At 70.0% G+C, this 17,139-nt stretch carries 15 protein-coding genes and 1 pseudogene; 8 read left to right on the forward strand and 8 right to left on the reverse strand.

Features of this window, described 5'->3' with window-relative positions:
* Positions 1 to 218: 218 nt before the first annotated feature.
* Both AB0898_RS08370 and AB0898_RS08375 read right to left on the reverse strand, forming a co-directional pair.
* Positions 219 to 656 carry a hypothetical protein gene (locus AB0898_RS08370; protein WP_366802047.1) on the reverse strand — a complete coding sequence of 146 codons (438 nt, stop codon included), beginning with the start codon at positions 654 to 656 and terminating at the stop codon, positions 219 to 221.
* Between the two features lie 356 nt (positions 657 to 1,012).
* Positions 1,013 to 2,590: a recombinase family protein gene (locus AB0898_RS08375; protein ID WP_366802048.1), complete on the reverse strand. Its 1,578-nt coding sequence runs from the start codon at positions 2,588 to 2,590 to the stop codon at positions 1,013 to 1,015.
* 35 nt (positions 2,591 to 2,625) lie between these two features.
* Here AB0898_RS08375 and AB0898_RS08380 point away from each other — a divergent pair.
* Positions 2,626 to 2,859: pseudogene (locus AB0898_RS08380) on the forward strand (LysE family transporter); the annotation flags it as partial.
* A 14-nt stretch (positions 2,860 to 2,873) separates the two neighbouring features.
* On the opposite strand, the gene AB0898_RS08385 reads toward AB0898_RS08380, so the two are convergent.
* Together AB0898_RS08385 and AB0898_RS08390 are read right to left on the reverse strand one after the other, a co-directional pair.
* The gene (locus tag AB0898_RS08385) at positions 2,874 to 3,365 is read right to left on the reverse strand and encodes a hypothetical protein (RefSeq protein WP_366802049.1); all 492 of its coding nucleotides are present in this window, start codon (positions 3,363 to 3,365) and stop codon (positions 2,874 to 2,876) included.
* Between the two features lie 85 nt (positions 3,366 to 3,450).
* Positions 3,451 to 4,833 carry an FAD-dependent monooxygenase gene (locus AB0898_RS08390; RefSeq protein ID WP_366802050.1) on the reverse strand — a complete coding sequence of 461 codons (1,383 nt, stop codon included), beginning with the start codon at positions 4,831 to 4,833 and terminating at the stop codon, positions 3,451 to 3,453.
* Positions 4,834 to 4,912: 79 nt separating this feature from the next.
* On the opposite strand from AB0898_RS08390, the gene AB0898_RS08395 reads away from it, so the two are divergent.
* Complete coding sequence (locus tag AB0898_RS08395; protein ID WP_366802051.1) at positions 4,913 to 5,566, forward strand: TetR/AcrR family transcriptional regulator C-terminal domain-containing protein; 654 nt, start codon at positions 4,913 to 4,915, stop codon at positions 5,564 to 5,566.
* 14 nt (positions 5,567 to 5,580) lie between these two features.
* On the opposite strand, the gene AB0898_RS08400 is transcribed toward AB0898_RS08395, so the two are convergent.
* Positions 5,581 to 6,006: a hypothetical protein gene (locus tag AB0898_RS08400; RefSeq protein WP_366802052.1), complete on the reverse strand. Its 426-nt coding sequence runs from the start codon at positions 6,004 to 6,006 to the stop codon at positions 5,581 to 5,583.
* Between the two features lie 246 nt (positions 6,007 to 6,252).
* On the opposite strand from AB0898_RS08400, the gene AB0898_RS08405 reads away from it, so the two are divergent.
* From AB0898_RS08405 to AB0898_RS08415, 3 genes are all read left to right on the forward strand, one after another.
* On the forward strand, positions 6,253 to 6,744 hold the full coding sequence (locus AB0898_RS08405) for an RICIN domain-containing protein (RefSeq protein WP_366802053.1): 492 nt from the start codon (positions 6,253 to 6,255) through the stop codon (positions 6,742 to 6,744).
* Positions 6,745 to 6,909: 165 nt separating this feature from the next.
* Positions 6,910 to 7,896: a glycosyltransferase family 2 protein gene (locus AB0898_RS08410; RefSeq protein WP_366802055.1), complete on the forward strand. Its 987-nt coding sequence runs from the start codon at positions 6,910 to 6,912 to the stop codon at positions 7,894 to 7,896.
* On the forward strand, positions 7,893 to 9,260 hold the full coding sequence (locus AB0898_RS08415; protein WP_366802056.1) for a polysialyltransferase family glycosyltransferase: 1,368 nt from the start codon (positions 7,893 to 7,895) through the stop codon (positions 9,258 to 9,260). The genes AB0898_RS08410 and AB0898_RS08415 overlap by 4 nt, the downstream gene beginning before the upstream one ends.
* A gap of 117 nt (positions 9,261 to 9,377) precedes the next feature.
* On the opposite strand, the gene AB0898_RS08420 is transcribed toward AB0898_RS08415, so the two are convergent.
* Genes AB0898_RS08420 through AB0898_RS08430 form a run of 3 tightly spaced genes read right to left on the reverse strand, consistent with a single transcriptional unit; the run spans position 9,378 to position 13,032 of the window.
* On the reverse strand, positions 9,378 to 10,634 hold the full coding sequence (locus tag AB0898_RS08420) for an acyltransferase family protein (protein ID WP_366802057.1): 1,257 nt from the start codon (positions 10,632 to 10,634) through the stop codon (positions 9,378 to 9,380).
* A 59-nt stretch (positions 10,635 to 10,693) separates the two neighbouring features.
* On the reverse strand, positions 10,694 to 12,052 hold the full coding sequence (locus AB0898_RS08425) for a polysialyltransferase family glycosyltransferase (protein WP_366802058.1): 1,359 nt from the start codon (positions 12,050 to 12,052) through the stop codon (positions 10,694 to 10,696).
* Entirely contained in the window at positions 12,052 to 13,032 is a 981-nt protein-coding gene (locus tag AB0898_RS08430; RefSeq protein WP_366802059.1) for a glycosyltransferase family 2 protein, read from the reverse strand. The genes AB0898_RS08425 and AB0898_RS08430 overlap by 1 nt, the downstream gene beginning before the upstream one ends.
* Positions 13,033 to 13,230: 198 nt before the next feature.
* On the opposite strand from AB0898_RS08430, the gene AB0898_RS08435 reads away from it, so the two are divergent.
* The 3 genes from AB0898_RS08435 to AB0898_RS08445 are packed head-to-tail and all read left to right on the forward strand — an operon-like array spanning position 13,231 to position 16,819.
* Positions 13,231 to 14,544, forward strand: coding sequence for a DUF6716 putative glycosyltransferase (locus AB0898_RS08435; protein WP_366802060.1), 1,314 nt, complete (start codon positions 13,231 to 13,233; stop codon positions 14,542 to 14,544).
* Between the two features lie 38 nt (positions 14,545 to 14,582).
* On the forward strand, positions 14,583 to 15,866 hold the full coding sequence (locus tag AB0898_RS08440; RefSeq protein ID WP_366802061.1) for an acylneuraminate cytidylyltransferase: 1,284 nt from the start codon (positions 14,583 to 14,585) through the stop codon (positions 15,864 to 15,866).
* A 14-nt stretch (positions 15,867 to 15,880) separates the two neighbouring features.
* Positions 15,881 to 16,819, forward strand: coding sequence for an N-acetylneuraminate synthase family protein (locus tag AB0898_RS08445; protein WP_366802062.1), 939 nt, complete (start codon positions 15,881 to 15,883; stop codon positions 16,817 to 16,819).
* Positions 16,820 to 17,139: the final 320 nt, after the last annotated feature.

Below are 17,139 nucleotides of genomic sequence, written 5' to 3' on the forward strand. Positions count from 1 at the left end.
TCAGCGAGCTTCTATAGAGCAGCGCCCCTCGAAGGGCGCTGCTTCTTACTAAGGCCATAAGTCGTGAGCGGAGCGAACGACAGAGGGCGGCGACCGCCGCCCCTAACTAAGGCCATAAGTTCTCTGGCCTTGATCGGCCAGGGCAGAGCTGCGAGCGTAGCGGAGCAGTCAACGGCCCCCCAGGGGCCTTACTAAGGCCAAAAGTCCCCGAGGGGCGTTCAGGCGGCCTCGGTGAACCACTCCCCGTCATCGATCCACCCCAAGCACTCCGAGGACCGATCACCGGCCATGAGACGGAACGTGGTCTTGGCTCCGCGCTTGCTCCCAACCGTCTCAACTTCCAGCCATCCGGCATCAGCTAGGGCTTTCGCGCCGCGTTCCGTATAGCGGCGCAGGTTCCCGGCCCGATCGCGTACGCCGATGGCATCGGCAAGCGAACGCCACGGAATGGTCACCTCGGAATCGTCACCACAGAGGCGGGCTATCTGCCTGGCAACGGCCTGACCGCTACGGGGCACGCACTGAACCGCGTCGGAGTACCACAGGGCCGCTTGCCCGGTCGGGGGCGCCGTCTCGGCCGCGAGGGCGAACCCGCGCTTCCTGAGCTTCACTCTGCGCCCCTCGACGTTGTCCGCGCACTGTTCGGGAAAGGTCATCGGTTGGGTTCCTTCTCGGTTGGATGCGGGCACAAAAAAGGCCCCTGTTATGCGGGGCCTTCGTGCTGTCTTACATATGTAGGTCTACCCCGCCTGGGGTGGCGGAATCAAGGCAGGGTGTTTAAACGGCTGCCTTTGACTTCGCCAGGGGGTAGCGATGCAAGGTTCCTTCAATGCCAGCGCCCGACGCTGGGCCTTGGCACTGACAGGGGGCGTATGCGTGTCGTAACCGTGATTCAGGATCAAGACGGTAATCGGAGAGTCGTTGCTGATGTCGTTTATCCCTCCGAGAGCTGACATAAGAATGCCCCCTCCGGAATGAGGGGGCATTCTTGATTTGCGGAGTGCGTCTGTGGCTAGTTCCAGTTATCGTCCATCTTGATCAACCGCTTCTTGACGTCGTGCGGAATGATCAACTTACCCAACAGTTCCCCATCGTCCTGCTTTCCGAGTTCGAAAGTTATTCCGGCGCTCAGTAGGTCCTTTTCCATAGCCTCTACGCCACCGGCCTCCCAATGCTGCTTGTACGTAATGCCGGTGCTTTCGTAGATCCATCTATCCTTCGTGGACTCCGGGTCGATCTTCGTCAAGTCGTTCATGAGAGCGTCTAGCGTGGTCTCTGCCTTCTCGCGAATGAATCCAGCCTTATCGAATCTCCCGCCGGGCTCCAGCCCAGACATGTAGTAGGCGATGGAGTCCTCCAGTCGCTTCCGCTCGCGTCTGTTCTCGTCGCCTCGGGCGTACTCGCGGCGAATCACCTCGAAGTCGCCCAGGGCCTCAAAGACTGCTTGTGCCAGAGCCGAATACACGTGCTCAGGGTCCGGCGTCACGAATCCGGGCTTCCGGCACTCCGGGCACCGCAAATATCGGTACTCCTTCACTTCGCCAGTGGAGAGCGTCTTGTAATTGTTCGTTTCGTTAACGTTCCTTCCGCACTTGTGCTTCATGACGCCGAGGAACCGGGTGGGACGACGGTTCTTCTCGTGATGACGCTTGTTCTTCGAGCGGGTGGCAAGCGCCTCTTGCACGCTTTCAAATTCCTTGTCAGTCAGGATCGGTTCATCCGTGACCCTGATTTCCTGACCCTTCTTGTCGAGCACCGGCGTAGATCTGTAGGTGGTGGCCTTCGTCCCTCCCTCGGTGCGAAGCCCCTTAACCGCAGGATTCCTAAGAGTCCTGAGAACCTGCTGATTGTTCCATTTCCGGTTGCTGTAGGTCGGAACTTTGGCCCTGTCTAGCACCTTGGCAATTCGGTTTGCCGGAACGCCGCGCATTGCAGCTTGGTACATGTAGCGCACCGCTCGCGCTTGCTTGGGGTCCTGCACTAGGCGGAGCTTCCCGCTCACCCTGGCGGTTTTGTAGCCGAACGACGGCTTGCCGATACGCCATTGGTCCTGCTGCTTAGTGTATTCCCAATGGGACGAGACGCGGGTCTTCGTATTGGCCGCTTCAATCTCCGCCACTGCCGCAACGAAAGTCACCATGGCCTGAGCCATCGGAGACGACAGGTCCAGCGTGTCGTTGAGTGAAACGAGATTCTTCCCGAACTTCTCGCACCACTTGATTACCTCATGCAGGTCAGAAATACGCCTGATGAATCGGTCCAACTTCCAGAACAGGATTAGATCAAACTCGGGTATGCGGTTATTGAGCCAGTCCCCGAGTTCCTTCCGCTCCCAGGGTGCTTTCTTGGTTGCGGACACTCCAAGGTCCCTAGCCACGCCAACCACTCTCACGCCCTCGCGGGTGGCATGGCGACGGAGGTCAAGTTCCTGCCTGGCGGGGGAGGTCGTGTCTTCCGTGAGGATGGACAGGCGGACCGACAGGAGGCCACGCAGCGCATCCTCCGGGAGCGCATCGTTCTTGGCCTGAAGGTCGGCCAGCTCTGCCAGTTCGTCAGCGGTCCACTCGGGAGCGATCTTGGTAGCGGTCATGGGCGCGAGAGTACACGCAGTTTGATTCTGGAACGTTCTTCGTGCAGTTCGTCGACCCCGGTTACGCCTACCCGGCGCTGTCCTTCGTCGTCCTCGGCGCCTTCGCCCAGGCGTTCAGCTTCCTCTACCTCACCGCGCTCATATTCGGCGGCACCCGCCTGGCGGCCGCCTTCCGCCGCCGCAAGCGGCTTTCGGCGACGGCCACTTCGGCGGCGGGGATGCTGTTCCTCGGCTTCGCGGTGAAGCTGTCGCTGGCGTCCGCCGCCTAGGGAACCCCGGCTCCTCAGCACTGCCAGAGGAAGGCGGCCTCCTCGCAGGGGCGGCAGTGGAAGACATAACCGCGGCCACCTCCGCCGAAGTTGACGGGGGTGGCGAAGTCGGTTCCCTCTTCGAGTTCGGCCGTGAAGGTCATCGGGGTCGCGCAGGAGGGGCAGTCGGGGGTCTCGTCGTTCTGGATCCAGTCGGGTTCGCCGCCCAGCCGTCCCAGCACCGGCTCCGCGGCCGGGGTGCCGGCCGGGTGGGGGCGCAGGGCGGTCACCGCGCCGAGCAGCGTCTCGCCCTCGGCGGGAACGGCGGCCGCCGACAGCGGACCCTGGAACACGAAGGCGCGGTTGGCACCGGCGGCGGCGTCCCAGTCGTCACACATACCGGGGTCGTTCTGGCAGAAGAAGACCGCGACCGCCCCCGTGTCGAGGGGCAGATGGGCGAGGAACTGCAAGGGCCCGCCGCATTCACGGCAGTTCGGCCAGCCGAACCCCTCCGGGACGAGTGGCACGCCCCCCCCGTGCGCAGTACGGGAGCGTCGGCCACGGCTTCTCCGCCGTTGATCAGGAGCATGGCCGAAGCCTAGGCACCCTGTGCTAAGCCCTGCCGACGCGGGCCAGGTAGTCCCCGGCCCCCTCGGCCGAGTCGCCTGCCCAGCCCACGTAGCCGTCGGGCCGGACGAGGAAGACGCCGGGGCCGTAGGAGGCGGGGGCCGCCGGGAGGGAGTGGACGGCGGGGTGCGGGGCGGGGGCGCCGAGCAGGGTCCAGTGCGGGCCGCGGAAGGCGTCGAAGAGGCGTACGCCGTCCACCCGGCCGTCCGGTGCGCGGTCGCCCGCCCGTATGCCGGAGGGGTCCCGGCGGGTGTCCTCGCTCAGGGCCGAGTCCGGGTAGCCCAGGCCCAGTTGCACGGTCGCCCTGCCGCGCCGGACCTCGCCGCGGTGGACGCCGGTGGAGAGGTCGAGCATGGCGGCGGCGTTGGCGCGGCGCTCGGACTCGTAGGTGTCGAGCAGCGCCTCGGGGGCGCCGTCGCGGAGTACCGCGGCGAGCTTCCAGCCCAGGTTGTAGGCGTCCTGGACGCTGGTGTTCAGCCCCTGTCCGCCCGCCGGGGAGTGCACGTGGGCGGCGTCGCCCGCGAGGAAGACCCGGCCCGCGCGGAAACGGTCCGCGAGGGCGGCCCTCGGCCGGAACTCGGAGGCCCAGCGCACCTCGGTGACGTCCTCGGGGGCGAGGTGGGTGAAGGCGCCGACGAGCTCGCGGATGCCGTCCAGGGAGAGGTCGGGCGCGGTGTCCTCGGGGAGCCGCGCCGCCAGCTGGAAGTCGTCCGTCCCGGCGAGCGGGCAGAGCATCATGCCGGTGCCGCCCGCGCCGGGGAAGGTGTGCCAGTGCTCCCGGCCGAGCCCGCGCACCCGTACGTCGGCCACCAGGAACGGGCTCGGGTCCACACTCTCGCCGGTCATGCCGATGCCCACCGCGCGCCGTACCGCCGAGCGGCCGCCGTCGGCCGCGACCAGATAGCGCGCGCGGATCTCCGTACCGTCCGCGAAGTACGCGGTGACGCCGTCCGTGTCCTGCGTGAGGTCCGTCAGCTCGCGCCCGAAGGCGACCGTGCCGCCCAGCCCGGCCAGGCGCGCGGCGAGGATCTCCTGCGTGCGCCACTGGGCGACCATCCAGGGCTCGGTGTACGGCGCGCCCTCCTCCGGCTCGACCGGGTCGAACATGGGCGCCGCGCCGACCTGCTCGCCGTCCTTCCAGATCACGCGCGCCGGGTAGGGGCCGCCGGCGGCGCGGATCGCGTCCAGCACGCCGAGGTCGTCGAAGACCTCCATGGTGCGCGGCTGGAGCCCCTTGCCGCGCGAGCCGGGGAAGAGCGTCTCCGCCCCCTCCACGACCAGCGCGTCCACCCCGCGCCGGGCCAGGTCGACCCCGAGGGTGAGCCCGGTCGGACCGGCCCCCACGATCAGCACATCCAGGGCATTCATGACATCTCTCCTTAACACCGTTAAGTGCCGTCGCCCACGAGGATGCCCTTAACGCTGTTAAGGTGTCAAGCTGTTTCCCGTGAGTACGGAACGACGCGCCCCCCTCGACCGCCGACGGGTCGCGGACACGGCACTCAGGCTGCTGAACGAGACCGGCCTGGACGGCCTGACCCTGCGCGCCATCGCCCGCGAACTGGACGTGAAGGCCCCCGCGCTCTACTGGCACTTCAAGGACAAGCAGGCCCTGCTGGACGAGATGGCCACCGAGATGTACCGCCGCATGATGGCCGGCGTCGTACTCGACCCCGCCGACACCTGGCGGGAACGCCTCCTGCGGGCCAACCGGGGCCTGCGCACCGCGCTGCTCGCCTACCGCGACGGCGCCAAGGTCTTCAGCGGCTCCCGCTTCACCGGCACCGAGCACGGCAGCGCCATGGAGTCCCACCTCCGCGTCTTCACCGCCGCCGGGTTCACCCTGGCCCAGGCGGTCAACGCGGCCCGCACCGCGAACATGTACACGATCGGCTTCGTCACGGAAGAACAGGGCGTACGCCCGCTGCCCGGCGAACTCCGCGAGGGCTACGACCTTGAGGAACGCGCCCGCAGGCTCGCCGAGTTCCCCCTCGCCGCCGAGGTGGGCAGCCTGCTCTTCGACGACTACGACGCCCAGTTCGAGGAGGGGCTTGAGCTGATCGTGGCGGGGATCGGGGCGCGGTACGGGATCGGCGACTGAGAAGACGGCCGGCCTCAGCTGGTGGCGCCGCTCCAGTGGTAGTAGGGGCTGTCCACCTGGAGGGGGTCGGTGGAGTAGACGGCGTCCTTGACGTCGCTCGTCCTGGGCGCGCCGGTGATCCGGACGTCGAACGGACGCGAGCTGTCGCACACCGTGAAGTCCCCGCCGTTCAGCGGCACTTCGCCCGCCGCCCGGGTCACCGTCAGGCCGCCCCGGCGGGGGAGCGCCGGCACCGCGTACACCTCGGGGTCGCGGCGGCGGATCAGGGCGGCGGTGCGCCGCAGGACGCACGGTGAGCAGGTCAGGCTCACGACGGTCACCGATCCGAGGTCCAGCGCGCGGGCCGTGGCACGGAAGGGGCCGGTTTCCGGCCCGCTCACCCGCAGGGGCACCCCGCTGTCGAGCAGAAAGCCGTCGAAGCGGGCCGGCCGCCGGGCCAAAGGAAAATCCCCGCTGTGAAACACCGTATCGGCCACGGAATCCCCCCTCGAACATTCAACCGGAGATCATAGGTCCGAGGCGGAAATTCCGGGATGTTGGCAAAGGGGATTCCCCTTGTATCGCCGTGGTTTCCCGTGTGTTCATTCGGCAGGATGGCCGAAAAGTTGTTCACGGATCAGTGGTTCGACACGTCAAGATCACTGCGGCGAGGCAAAGGGTTGCCTCTCTTCGGAAGGGATTTCCCCATGCGCAGCAAGTCCTTGGTCGCGGCCAGCGCGGGCGCGATCGCGGTCGCCACTCTCTCGATGGGCGCGGGCTCGGCGTCCGCCACGGCGAACGACGCCGTGTGGACCCAGATCGTGAACAACAAGGCCCAGCGCTGTCTGTCCCTCGCCGGCGGAGGCAGCACGGCCGACGGCACCAACGCCGTCATCTTCGACTGCAACGGCGGTGCCGAGCAGTCCTGGTCCCTGACCGTGAACGGCGAACTCCGCAACAAGAAGTCCAACAAGTGCCTGTCCACCGCGAGCGGCGGCGGCACGGCCAACGGCACCGAGGTCGTCGAGTGGACCTGCAACGGCGGTGCCGAGCAGGCGTGGATCTCCCGGAACGCCGGCCAGCTGGTGAACGTCAAGTCCGGCACGTGCCTGTCCACGGCGAGCGGCGGCGGCACGGCCAACAACACCAAGACCATCATCTGGACCTGCAACAACGGCCCCGAGCAGACCTGGCTGTGAACCCGGTCGCCGGCGGGGGCCGTACACCGCTTCCCGCCGGCCGATCCCGGGATTCGCCGTGCTGTCGGCCGGAGTTCATCTCACGGCTGCGGGGGATTTGATCACCGCCTTCGAACATTTCATAAAGTCTGAGGGCTTTGCTCATGAGACGACTTAGGTGCACGCGTGACGAATCGCCCCCCGAAACTCTCGGTGATCATTCCCTGCTTCAATATCGAGGCGTATGTTCCGGAAACGACAGCCAGCCTGCGCAACAACGCCCGGGACGATTTCGAGTTCCTCTTCGTCGAGGACCGCTCCACCAAGGACCGGACGTACGAGGCACTGCTGGGGCTGACGGCGGACCTGAAGAACAGCAGGGTGATCCGGCACGAGCGCAACGGCGGACTGGCCACCGCGCGCAACACGGGCACCGACGCCGCGGAGGGCACCTACCTCACGTACCTCGACGGTGACGACTGGCTCGCGCCGGGCTATCTGGCCCGCCTGGTCGACAGCGTCGAACGGCTCGGCGTCGACTTCGTGCGCACCGACCACGTCCAGGTCTTCGGGACCGAACGGCAGATCCACCGCGCGCCCGAGGGCCGCCGTAACAAGCCGCTCGACCCCCGCTCCTCGATCCTCCCCGTCGACGACACCACGATGGTCGACTACCCCTACGCCTGGGCCGGGATCTACCACCGCCGCCTCCTGGAGCGCGGCCTGCTGCGCTTCCACGACGGTCTGCGCACCGCCGAGGACCGCCCCTGGATCTGGGAGCTGCACCGCAAGGCCGACTCCTACGCCGTCGCCAGCCTGCGCGGAGTCTTTTACCGGCGGGGCATCTCCAGCTCGCTGACCCAGATCGGCGACGTCCGCCAGCTGGACTTCTTCCGCTCCTTCGACCTGGTCCTCGCCGAACTGGCCGAGGACCCCGAGGCGGACCTGCTGCGCGGGAAGGCACTGCGCAACTACTGCGTCGTCATCGCCCACCAGCTGCTGGCCCGCGAGCGGTTCGAGCGCGGCGTGTACGTCAGGCTGCGCCGGCTGGCCGCCGAGGCGCTGGGGCGGATGACCGAGGAAGAGCTGAACGAGGCACTCGTCGGCATGGGCGAGGAACGCGTCCACGCGCTGCGGCGCATACGCGGCGGCATGAAGGGAGTCGCCGCGTGAGCGACCGGATACGCCCGACGGGCACGACCCAGATCTTCTTCTCCGCGACCCAGTACGCGGCCGCGACCGTCACCGCCGCGATCCGCGCCGGTCTCTTCGGCCCGCGCGCGGAACACCGCCGCATCCTGGTGGTCAGCAACACCGCCGCGATACCCGAGGTCGGCACCCCGCTGGACCGCATGGCCGGCTTCGGGGAACTGCGCCCCGAGTTCGACGAGGTGCGCTCCTGGAACGAGTTCATCTCCCCGCACCACCCGGCCGGCTGGGCCCCGCGCGCCCAGGACACCCTGCTCTGGGAGAAGGCCGTACGCCTGGCCTGGGACCTCGGCGACGAGGAGGTCGAGATCGCCTGCGAGTCCATCCAGGCCAACCCCTCCCGCGCCGTCGCCGACATCTTCGCGGACAGCCCGATCCATGTGTACGCGGACGGCCTGATGAGCTACGGCCCGACCCGCAACCGCGTCCCGCACGGCATGAACAGCCGCATCACCCGGGTGCTCCACCTCGACCTGGTCCCCGGGCTGCGCCCGATGCTGCTGGCCGAGTACGGCGTCCCGGCCGAGCCGATACCGGGCGAGGCGATCGTCGACGTCCTCGCGCGGATGGGCGAGGACGGCGCCGGGGTCCTCACCGCCCTCCTGGACGCCGACGACCTCCCCACGGCCGTCCTGCTCGGCCAGTACCTCTCCGCCCTCGACCTGATCACCCAGGACGAGGAGGAGGAGCTGCACCTGCGGATGCTGCGCGCCGCCGCGAAGGCGGGCCACGACAGCATCCTGTTCAAGCCCCACCCCAGCGCCCCCGCGACGTACAACAGGACCCTGGAGACGGCCGCGGCCGCACTCGGGGTGCGGCTGACCGTGCTGGACGAACCCCTCCTCGCCGAGACCGTGTTCGCCCACGTCAAGCCGAGGCTCGTCATCGGCTGCTTCTCCACGGCCCTGATGACGGCCGCCGCGTTCTACGGCATCCCGGTGGCCCGGGTCGGCACGGACCTGCTCCTCGAACGCATCACCCCGTACGAGAACAGCAACCGCATCCCGCTGACCGTCATCGACGCGGCCCTCCCCGACGCCGAGCACGACCCGGTCGGCGAGCCGCTCCGCGCCGCGGAACTGGCCGAGGAGCTGGCGCCCCTGGTGCGGGCCGTCGGCTACTCCATGCAGGCGCTGAAGCACCACGGGCTGCGGGACGAGGTCTCCGCCTGGCTGACCGCTCATCTCACCGAGTACGCGCGGTACTTCAAGAAGCGCCGGCTGACCGGCCTCGGGCTGCCCGGCGGCCGTCCCGTCCTGGCGGGGACGCTGCGCCGGCACCCGGCGGTCCGCCGGGCGGTGCGCCAGGTCCGGGCCCGCCGTCGCTGACCCGATCACGACGGAAGACCGCGAAGGCCGGTGGTGCGCGCAGCACCACCGGCCTTCCGTCTGTTCCACCGGCCTTCCGTCGGCTTTCCGTCTGTTTTCCGTCGGCTCAGCGCGGCCTCAGCGCGCCTCGGCCCGGCGCACCCGGACCGAGGCCAGCGCACGCCGCAGCCGGGGTCCGAACGGCCGCTCCACGAACCGGTGCATCAGCCACGCGAGTCCCAGCAGCCCGGCGACCGAGGCCAGGAGGGTGAGCCGCGCGTCGAGCCCGAGGCCCCGGTGCAGCACCCGGACGACGAACCAGCCCAGGTGCTCGTGGATCAGGTAGAAGGGATAGGTCAGCGCTCCCGCCACCGTCAGCCAGCGCCCGTTCGCCCAGCGCAGCCGGCCCAGCGACACCGCGGCCACCACGGCGAAGGCCAGGAAGACGATCAGCTGGATGACGTGCGGGTTCCGGTGGAAGTCACCGTGCATACCGGGATGCCACAGGGCCATGACCGAGTAGCGCTGGCCCATCAGGAAGGACATGCCGACGATCCCCCACAGCAGCGGGTCCGGGCCGAAGCGGTACACGAGGTACAGCGCCAGACCGCCGATGAAGAACGGGGCGTGGTCGCGCATCACCAGCTCGTCGGTCAGCGGCTGGCCGGCCACCCGCGCGAAGGCACCGGCCAGCGTCCACAGGACACAGAACGTCACCACCCGCCGGTAGGTGACGCCCTTCCAGATCACGAACAGCGCGAAGAGCACGTAGAAGCGCATCTCCACCCACAGCGTCCAGCACACGCCGAGCACCCTCGGCACGCCCATCGGCTGCTGGAGCATCGTGACGTTCATCAGGAACTCGTCCGAGCGCAGGGGGTGTACGACCACCGGCAGCAGGAGCGAGGCGCAGCCCACCAGGACCAGCGCCGCCCAGTAGGCGGGGTAGAGGCGGGAGACGCGGGAGCGGAAGAAGTCGCCGAGGGTGCGGCCCCAGCTGCTCATGCAGATGACGAAGCCGCTGATGACGAAGAAGAACTGCACGCCGAGACAGCCGTAGGGAGCCAGCCGCGACAGGGTGGGGAACACCTGGGCGGGGGACTGGTGCCAGGAATTGGCGATCTCACCGTTCTTCCCGGCGAAGTGGTAGAGGCAGACCATCAGGGCCGCGAGCAGCCTGAGCCCGTCGAGCGCGCGCAACCGGTCCGCCCCCGGACGGCGGCGCGCGGTGCCGGCCGGGGGCGCGGTGCCGGCCGGTGGCACGGTATCGACCGGGGGCGCGGTGCCGGCCGGTGGCGCGATCGCGGTCGTCGGCCCGGTCCGGGCGACGGAAGGGACGGGCGCCGGTCCTCCCGGCGGGGTGGTGTCGGCGTGCGCCTGGACTGCCGTGTGCATCGTGGGCCCTTCTGGCCGCAGAGGTCGTACGCCGGCTCGGGGCCGGCCCGGGGCATCGGTCACCGCTTCGACAGGGCCCGGGCGCGGCGGGCCAGCCTGCGTACCGTGGTGTTGCGCGTGAGGAAGGACAGCTGGGCCGGTACGGCGCCCGGCAGGGCCAGCGAGGTCAGACGGCGGCGCTTGAAGTAACGCCAGGTGCGCTGGTCGAGATGGCGGGCCAGGTAGGTCTCGGCCTCGGGGCGCAGCCGCGGGTGGATCTTCGGCTGCATACAGAACCCGACCGCCCTGAGCAGGGCCGTGAGCTCCTCGGTCCGCTCCGCCGACGGCATCGACCAGCCGGCCACGGCCTCGCCGTCCGCCAGATCGGGCAGCAGCGCGTCCACGAGCGTGAGCGGCACGCGGTTGCTGTTCTGGTACGGGGTGAGGGCGGCCAGCACGGTCCCGGTGCCGGCGCGGGCGACGGGGAGGCCGTACAGCCCGGCCGCGGTGAGCAGGGCCGTCGAGAAACACCCGACCACCAGGGCCGGACGCAGCTCCCGGAACACCACCTCGGCGAGCACCGGCCGCTCCAGCACGGTCAGTTCGGCGCCGAGCCGGGACGCCTCCTCCTCCAGCAGCCGGGACCAGCCGGGCGGGGCCACGGGATGCGGCTTGAAGACCAGACGGCGGTGGCCGAGCGCGACCGCCCCGCGCACCATCCGCAGATGCAGCTCCTCTTCCTCCGCGTGACCGATGATCTCCAGCGCCGAGAGGTACTGGCCGAGCAGCAGGGCCGGCCGCACGTCGTCGGCGCCGGCCGCACCGGCACCGGACACCCCCGTCTCGTCGCCGCCGATCTCCTCCAGCACCTTCAAGAACGCCTCGGTGGGCACCAGTTCGGGCCGTACGCCGAACTCGGTGAGCAGCAGCGGGGTGAGTCCCGGGACCAGATCGAGGTGGAGCAGCCGGTCGATGCGGGTGCCGACCAGCGGGTCGATCTTGTTCCGGGTGGGGCCATAGCTTATGAGGCCGTCCGCGTAGACATCGACGGGAGCGCCGGTGAACACCTGGCACAGCGCGAGCGCCGGATCGACCTGCACGGACTCCACGGCCAGCCGGACCTCGTCGTCCCCGAGCCCCCACAGCAGCCGTACGTACCGCTCCCACAGGGGGATGTCGTCGGCGCGCGGGGACCAGCCGCCCGGGTGGAACGGGGCGATGGTCTCGTTCCAGGACAGCACCTCGTCGAAGCGTTCCCGCACCCGCGCGAAGCCCGGCATCCGGTCGACCGGCGCCGTCGTCTCGGGGTTGGCCGCGTTGTTGGTGACCAGCAGCAGGCGCCGGTCTGCCGGTTCGAACAGCCCGGCGTCGAGAGCCGCCGCAAGCGTCGCGGCGCCGTACAGCGTCGACGCGCAGAAGATGTGGGTCGTACGGGGCATCAGGCGGCCACCGTCCGGGCGGACACGGGCCGGCGCCTCAGGCGCCTCAGCCGGCTCGCGCGCTGGGGGTCCATCGTGTCCATCACCCGGGCGAGCACGTCCTGCGGGAGGCGTTTGAGGGCGGCCGCGCTCCGGGAGCGCAATTGTCGGGCCACGGCGGGTTCGAACCTCTCGATCGATCCGAGATGGTGGGCCATGATCGCGCAATACGTGCGCACGGCTTTCGGCAGCAGTTCACCGGCGTCCGGATCACGCGCCGTTTCCGCGATCACCTGGTCGAACGCGCGCAGGAAATCCAGCTGCCGTACATCGCCGATCTGGGTGAGCGACGAGGCGACCCCACGACGGTAGAAAACGCCCAGCAGACCGACCGTCGCGAAGGAATCGGCCTCCCGGTGCAGCTTCCAGATCCACGGCCGGTCCTCGGCCGTGCGCAGGCCGTCCGTGAAGTGCAGCAGCCCCCGGTCGACCAGGCGGCGGCTGTAGACGCCCGCCCACGCGTACGCGTAGTCGACGGACGTGGAGCGGTCGGCGGGCAGGATCGCGTCCCGGGGGTTCAGCACGACACCCCGCCGGCCGTTCGGCACCCGCTGGACGGAGCGCGCCCGCGCCGTGCACTGGACATGGTCCGTGCGGACGAAGTCGCAGCCCAGCTCCTCGATGGCCGCGACCAGCCGCGGAAGGTAGCCCGGGGCGATCCAGTCGTCGCCGTCGAGGAACGTCAGGTACGCGCCGCGCGCCGTGTCGATGCCGGTGTTGCGCGCGGTGGCCAGCCCTCCGTTCCGCTCGTGTCTCACCAGCACGGCGCCGGGCAGCTCCCGCGCCGCGTGTTCGAGGATCTCCAGAGTCCCGTCGCGCGAGCAGTCGTCGACGAGGATGAATTCGAAGTCGTCCCGCACGTTCGCACGCAGGCTTTTCAGCGTGTCGGGCGCGTATTGCCGGACGTCGTAGAAGGGCACGATCACGGAAAGCTTCACCACCCGGCAGACGTTAGAGGGCGGTCCGTCCCGCGTGCTGGCCGATACCTTTATGCGAGATGAACCGAATATGGCGAAGCCGTGAACCGGGCGATATCCCGGCCCGGTCCCGGGCCGATTCGCCATTCGGCGGTGTGCTGTTAACCGTTTGTTGCGTTCCGATTGGGCGGAACCTCGAAATGGCTTCCTAGCGTCTGCGGCGTGCCAGCAACCACCACCGAACCCCTGAGGATCGCCGTCCTCGCGGATTCCGACACCCGATGGAAATGGGGCGCGCTCACCGCGCGGCGCCTCGCTCCCGCCGGGGCGGAGATCCGGCTCGACGGCCACCTCCTGCGCGGCCGGGCCACCCCGACCGCCCGCCAGCTCCGGGAGACCGGCGCCCGCGCCGACAGCCTGCGCGAGGTGACGGCCGTGGAGTTCGTACGGGCCATGGCCGGCGAGCGTTACGACGTGCTCGTGCTCGCGCTGGTCGGCGGGGGCGTGCAGGCCATGCTGCACGGGCTGCGGCACGCCTGGGGGAGCGGACCGCGTCCCGTGGTCGTCACCGGGTACGTCGGAGTCGTCTACGAGAAGCTCGCCGACGGGCTGCTGCTGCGGCACGGCGCCGATCTGGTGCTGGCCAACTCGGCGCACGACGCGGAGCGGTTCCGGGACGTGTACGAGGGGGTGGGGGCGGACGCCGCCTCGGTGACCGAGGTCGCGCTGCCGTTCCTGGGCGGGGCGCCGTACACGGGTCAACACGAGCCGTTCACCGTGGTGTTCGCCGCTCAGCCGTCGGTGCCCGACAGGCGCGAGGACCGCGCGTATCTGCTTGGCCGGCTCATCGGGCACGCCCGCCGCCACCCCGGGCGCGAGGTGCTGCTCAAGCTGCGCTCCCAGCCCGGCGAGCACACCACGCACATCGAGGAACTGCCGTACCAGAAGCTGGTCCGGGGGATGGACGCGCCCGCCAACTTCCGCCTGGTGTACGGGCACATGGGCGAGGTGCTCGACCGCACCGACCTGCTGGTCACGGTCAGCTCCACCGCCGCCCTGGAGTCCCTGCACCGGCGCATCCCCACGGCCGTACTGACCGACCTCGGGGTGCGCGAGGCGCTCGGCAACCACCACTTCCTCGGGTCCGGGTCCCTGACCTCCTGGGACCGGCTCGACGCGGGGGAGCTGCCCAAGGCGGATCCGACCTGGGTCGCCCGGCAGGGAGTCGCCGCCGAAGGAGGCTTGTACGAGGCCGCCTTCGACACCGCCCGTGAACGCATCGCCGCCCTGCCGGCCCGCCCCGGCGGACTGCCGCCGCTCGACCCGTACTACACGGCCGCGACCGCCCCCGGCTATCTGCCCGGCATCCTCGCCCGCCACCACCTCGGCCCCGACGGCGCCCCGCTGCCCGGCGCGCCCGCCGCCGGCCGGGCGCCCGGACCGGTGCGCCAGATCGTCCGCCGGGCGGCGCGCGGCGCGTACCGGCACGGCGTCCAGCGGGTCGCCCCGGTGATCCGGCGGCTGGGGGAGCTGTGACGGACCCGGCCCCCACGACCGCCTCTCAAGGAGACCTCATGTCCAACTCCGAAGCACAGGACGGCACTTCGTCGCGCCGGGTGCTCGCGGTGATCCCCGCGCGCGGTGGCTCCAAGGGGGTGCCCGCGAAGAACCTGGCGCCCGTCGGCGGTGTCCCGCTGGTGGCCCGCGCGGTCGGGGAGTGCCGTGCGGCGGCGCACGTGACCGACGTCGTCGTCTCCACCGACGACCCGGCCATCGCCGCGGCCGCCCGCGCCGCCGGCGCCGGTGTGGTGCTCCGCCCGGCCGCCATCGCCGGGGACACGGCCAGCTCCGAGGCCGCCGTACTGCACGCCCTGGACGCGTACGAGGAGCTGCACGGCGGCTCCGTGGACGTCGTCCTGCTCGTGCAGTGCACCAGCCCGTTCGTCGCCCGCGAGGACGTCGACGGGGTGGCCGGGGCGGTGGCGTCGGGTGCCGCCGACACGGCGGTGACGGTCGCGCCGTTCCACGGGTTCGTGTGGCGCGACGGCGACGGCTACGGCGACGGCTCCGGCGGCGGGGAGGCGGGCGCCGGTGTCGCCAACGCGGCCGCGGGCGGCGGCGGTTACGGCGTCAACCACGACAAGTCCGTACGCCCCCGCCGCCAGGACCGCCCCCAGGACCTCCTGGAGACCGGCGCCGCCTACGCGATGGACGTGGCCGGCTTCCGTGCCCACCGCCACCGCTTCTTCGGCCGGACCGCACTCGTCCGCACCGACCCGGCCCGGGTCCTGGAGATCGACGACCCGCACGACCTCGCCCGGGCCCGCGCCCTCGCCCCGCTCCTCGACGCCGGGCGGTCCGGTGCCCTGCCCGCCCACGACGACATCGACGCCGTGGTCCTCGACTTCGACGGCACCCAGACCGACGACCGGGTGCTGATCGACTCCGACGGACGGGAGTTCGTCTCCGTGCACCGCGGGGACGGACTCGGCATCGCGGCCCTGCGCGACAGCGGCCTGAAGATGCTGATCCTGTCCACGGAACGCAATCCGGTGGTCGCCGCCCGCGCCCGCAAGCTCCGGCTTCCCGTGCTGCACGGCATCGACCGCAAGGACCTCGCCCTCAAGCAGTGGTGCGAGGAACAGGGCATCGCGCCCGAGCGCGTGCTCTACGTCGGCAACGACGTCAACGACCTCCCGTGCTTCGCCCTCGTCGGCTGGCCCGTGGCGGTCGCGGGCGCGCAGGACGCCGTACGCGGCGCCGCGCGCGCCGTCACCACCGTGCGCGGCGGCGACGGCGCGATCCGCGAAGTCGCCGGCTGGCTTCTCGGACCCTCGCTCGACTCCCTCCCCAGGTAAGGAAACACCCTCACATGAGCATCAACTCCCGTACGCGCCGGCTCGGTTCGCGCGAGGTCGGCCCTGGCCGCCCGGTCTACGTCACCGGTGAGATCGGCATCAACCACAACGGCGACCTGGAGAACGCGTTCAAGCTGATCGACGCCGCCGCCGAAGCCGGCTGCGACGCCGTCAAGTTCCAGAAGCGCACGCCCGAGATCTGCACCCCGCGCGACCAGTGGGACATCGAGCGGGACACGCCCTGGGGGCGGATGACGTACATCGACTACCGCCACCGCGTGGAGTTCGGCGAGGACGAGTACCGGCGGATCGACGAGTACTGCCGGGAGAAGGGGATCGACTGGTTCGCCTCCCCGTGGGACACCGAGGCCGTCGCCTTCCTGGAGAAGTTCGACGTGCCCGCCCACAAGGTGGCCTCCGCCTCCCTCACCGACGACGAGCTGCTGCGCTCGCTGCGCGCGACCGGCCGTACGGTCATCCTCTCCACCGGCATGTCCACCCCGCGCCAGATCCGGCACGCGGTCGAGGTGCTCGGCAGCGACAACATCCTGATGTGCCACGCCACTTCGACCTACCCCGCGCAGGCCGAGGAGCTGAACCTCCGCGTGATCAACACGCTGGAGAAGGAGTACCCGAACGTCCCGATCGGCTACTCCGGGCACGAGACGGGCCTGCAGACCACGCTGGCCGCCGTCGCCCTCGGCGCCGTCTTCGTCGAGCGCCACATCACCCTCGACCGCGCGATGTGGGGCTCCGACCAGGCCGCCTCCGTCGAGCCGCAGGGGCTGCAGCGGCTGGTCCGCGACATCCGCGCCGTCGAGGCGTCCCTCGGCGACGGGGTCAAGAAGGTCTACGACTCCGAGCTCGGCCCCATGAAGAAGCTGCGCCGCGTCACCGGTGTCGTCGCCGAGGCGGACATCGCCTCGGCGGCGGGCGAGCCGGTCACGGTCTGATCCCTCAGCCCGACACCCCTCCTGGGACGGTCCTCCACCGATGAGCCCCCAACACGCCCACACCCTCGCGTTCGTCGAGAGCCCCGTGCAACTGCTGAACGTTCTGGAGTGGGCCCACGTACAGGGTCTGTGTCCGGGGGAACGGCGACTGTCCTCCGGGGCGGTGCCCTCCGGGGTCTCCGGGGCGGGGCCCTCCGGGGCGGCGCCGGTCCAGGGTTCTGGGGCGGGGCTGTCCTCCGGACCGGTCCCGGTTCAGGGTCCTGAAGCGGGGCTGTCCTTCGGGGCGGTCGCGATGCCGGGTTCCGAAGCGGGGCTGTCGT

The sequence above is a fragment of the Streptomyces sp. NPDC005435 genome, assembly GCF_040703155.1.
Taxonomy (GTDB): domain Bacteria; phylum Actinomycetota; class Actinomycetes; order Streptomycetales; family Streptomycetaceae; genus Streptomyces.

Coding starts and splice junctions, on each gene's coding strand:
- AB0898_RS08420 (WP_366802057.1), bottom strand. CDS start 10,634: ATGCACACGGCAGTCCAGGCGCACGCCGACACCACCCCGCCGGGAGGA.
- AB0898_RS08390 (WP_366802050.1), bottom strand. CDS start 4,833: ATGAATGCCCTGGATGTGCTGATCGTGGGGGCCGGTCCGACCGGGCTC.
- AB0898_RS08445 (WP_366802062.1), top strand. CDS start 15,881: ATGAGCATCAACTCCCGTACGCGCCGGCTCGGTTCGCGCGAGGTCGGC.
- AB0898_RS08370 (WP_366802047.1), bottom strand. CDS start 656: ATGACCTTTCCCGAACAGTGCGCGGACAACGTCGAGGGGCGCAGAGTG.
- AB0898_RS08425 (WP_366802058.1), bottom strand. CDS start 12,052: ATGCCCCGTACGACCCACATCTTCTGCGCGTCGACGCTGTACGGCGCC.
- AB0898_RS08405 (WP_366802053.1), top strand. CDS start 6,253: ATGCGCAGCAAGTCCTTGGTCGCGGCCAGCGCGGGCGCGATCGCGGTC.
- AB0898_RS08440 (WP_366802061.1), top strand. CDS start 14,583: ATGTCCAACTCCGAAGCACAGGACGGCACTTCGTCGCGCCGGGTGCTC.
- AB0898_RS08375 (WP_366802048.1), bottom strand. CDS start 2,590: ATGACCGCTACCAAGATCGCTCCCGAGTGGACCGCTGACGAACTGGCA.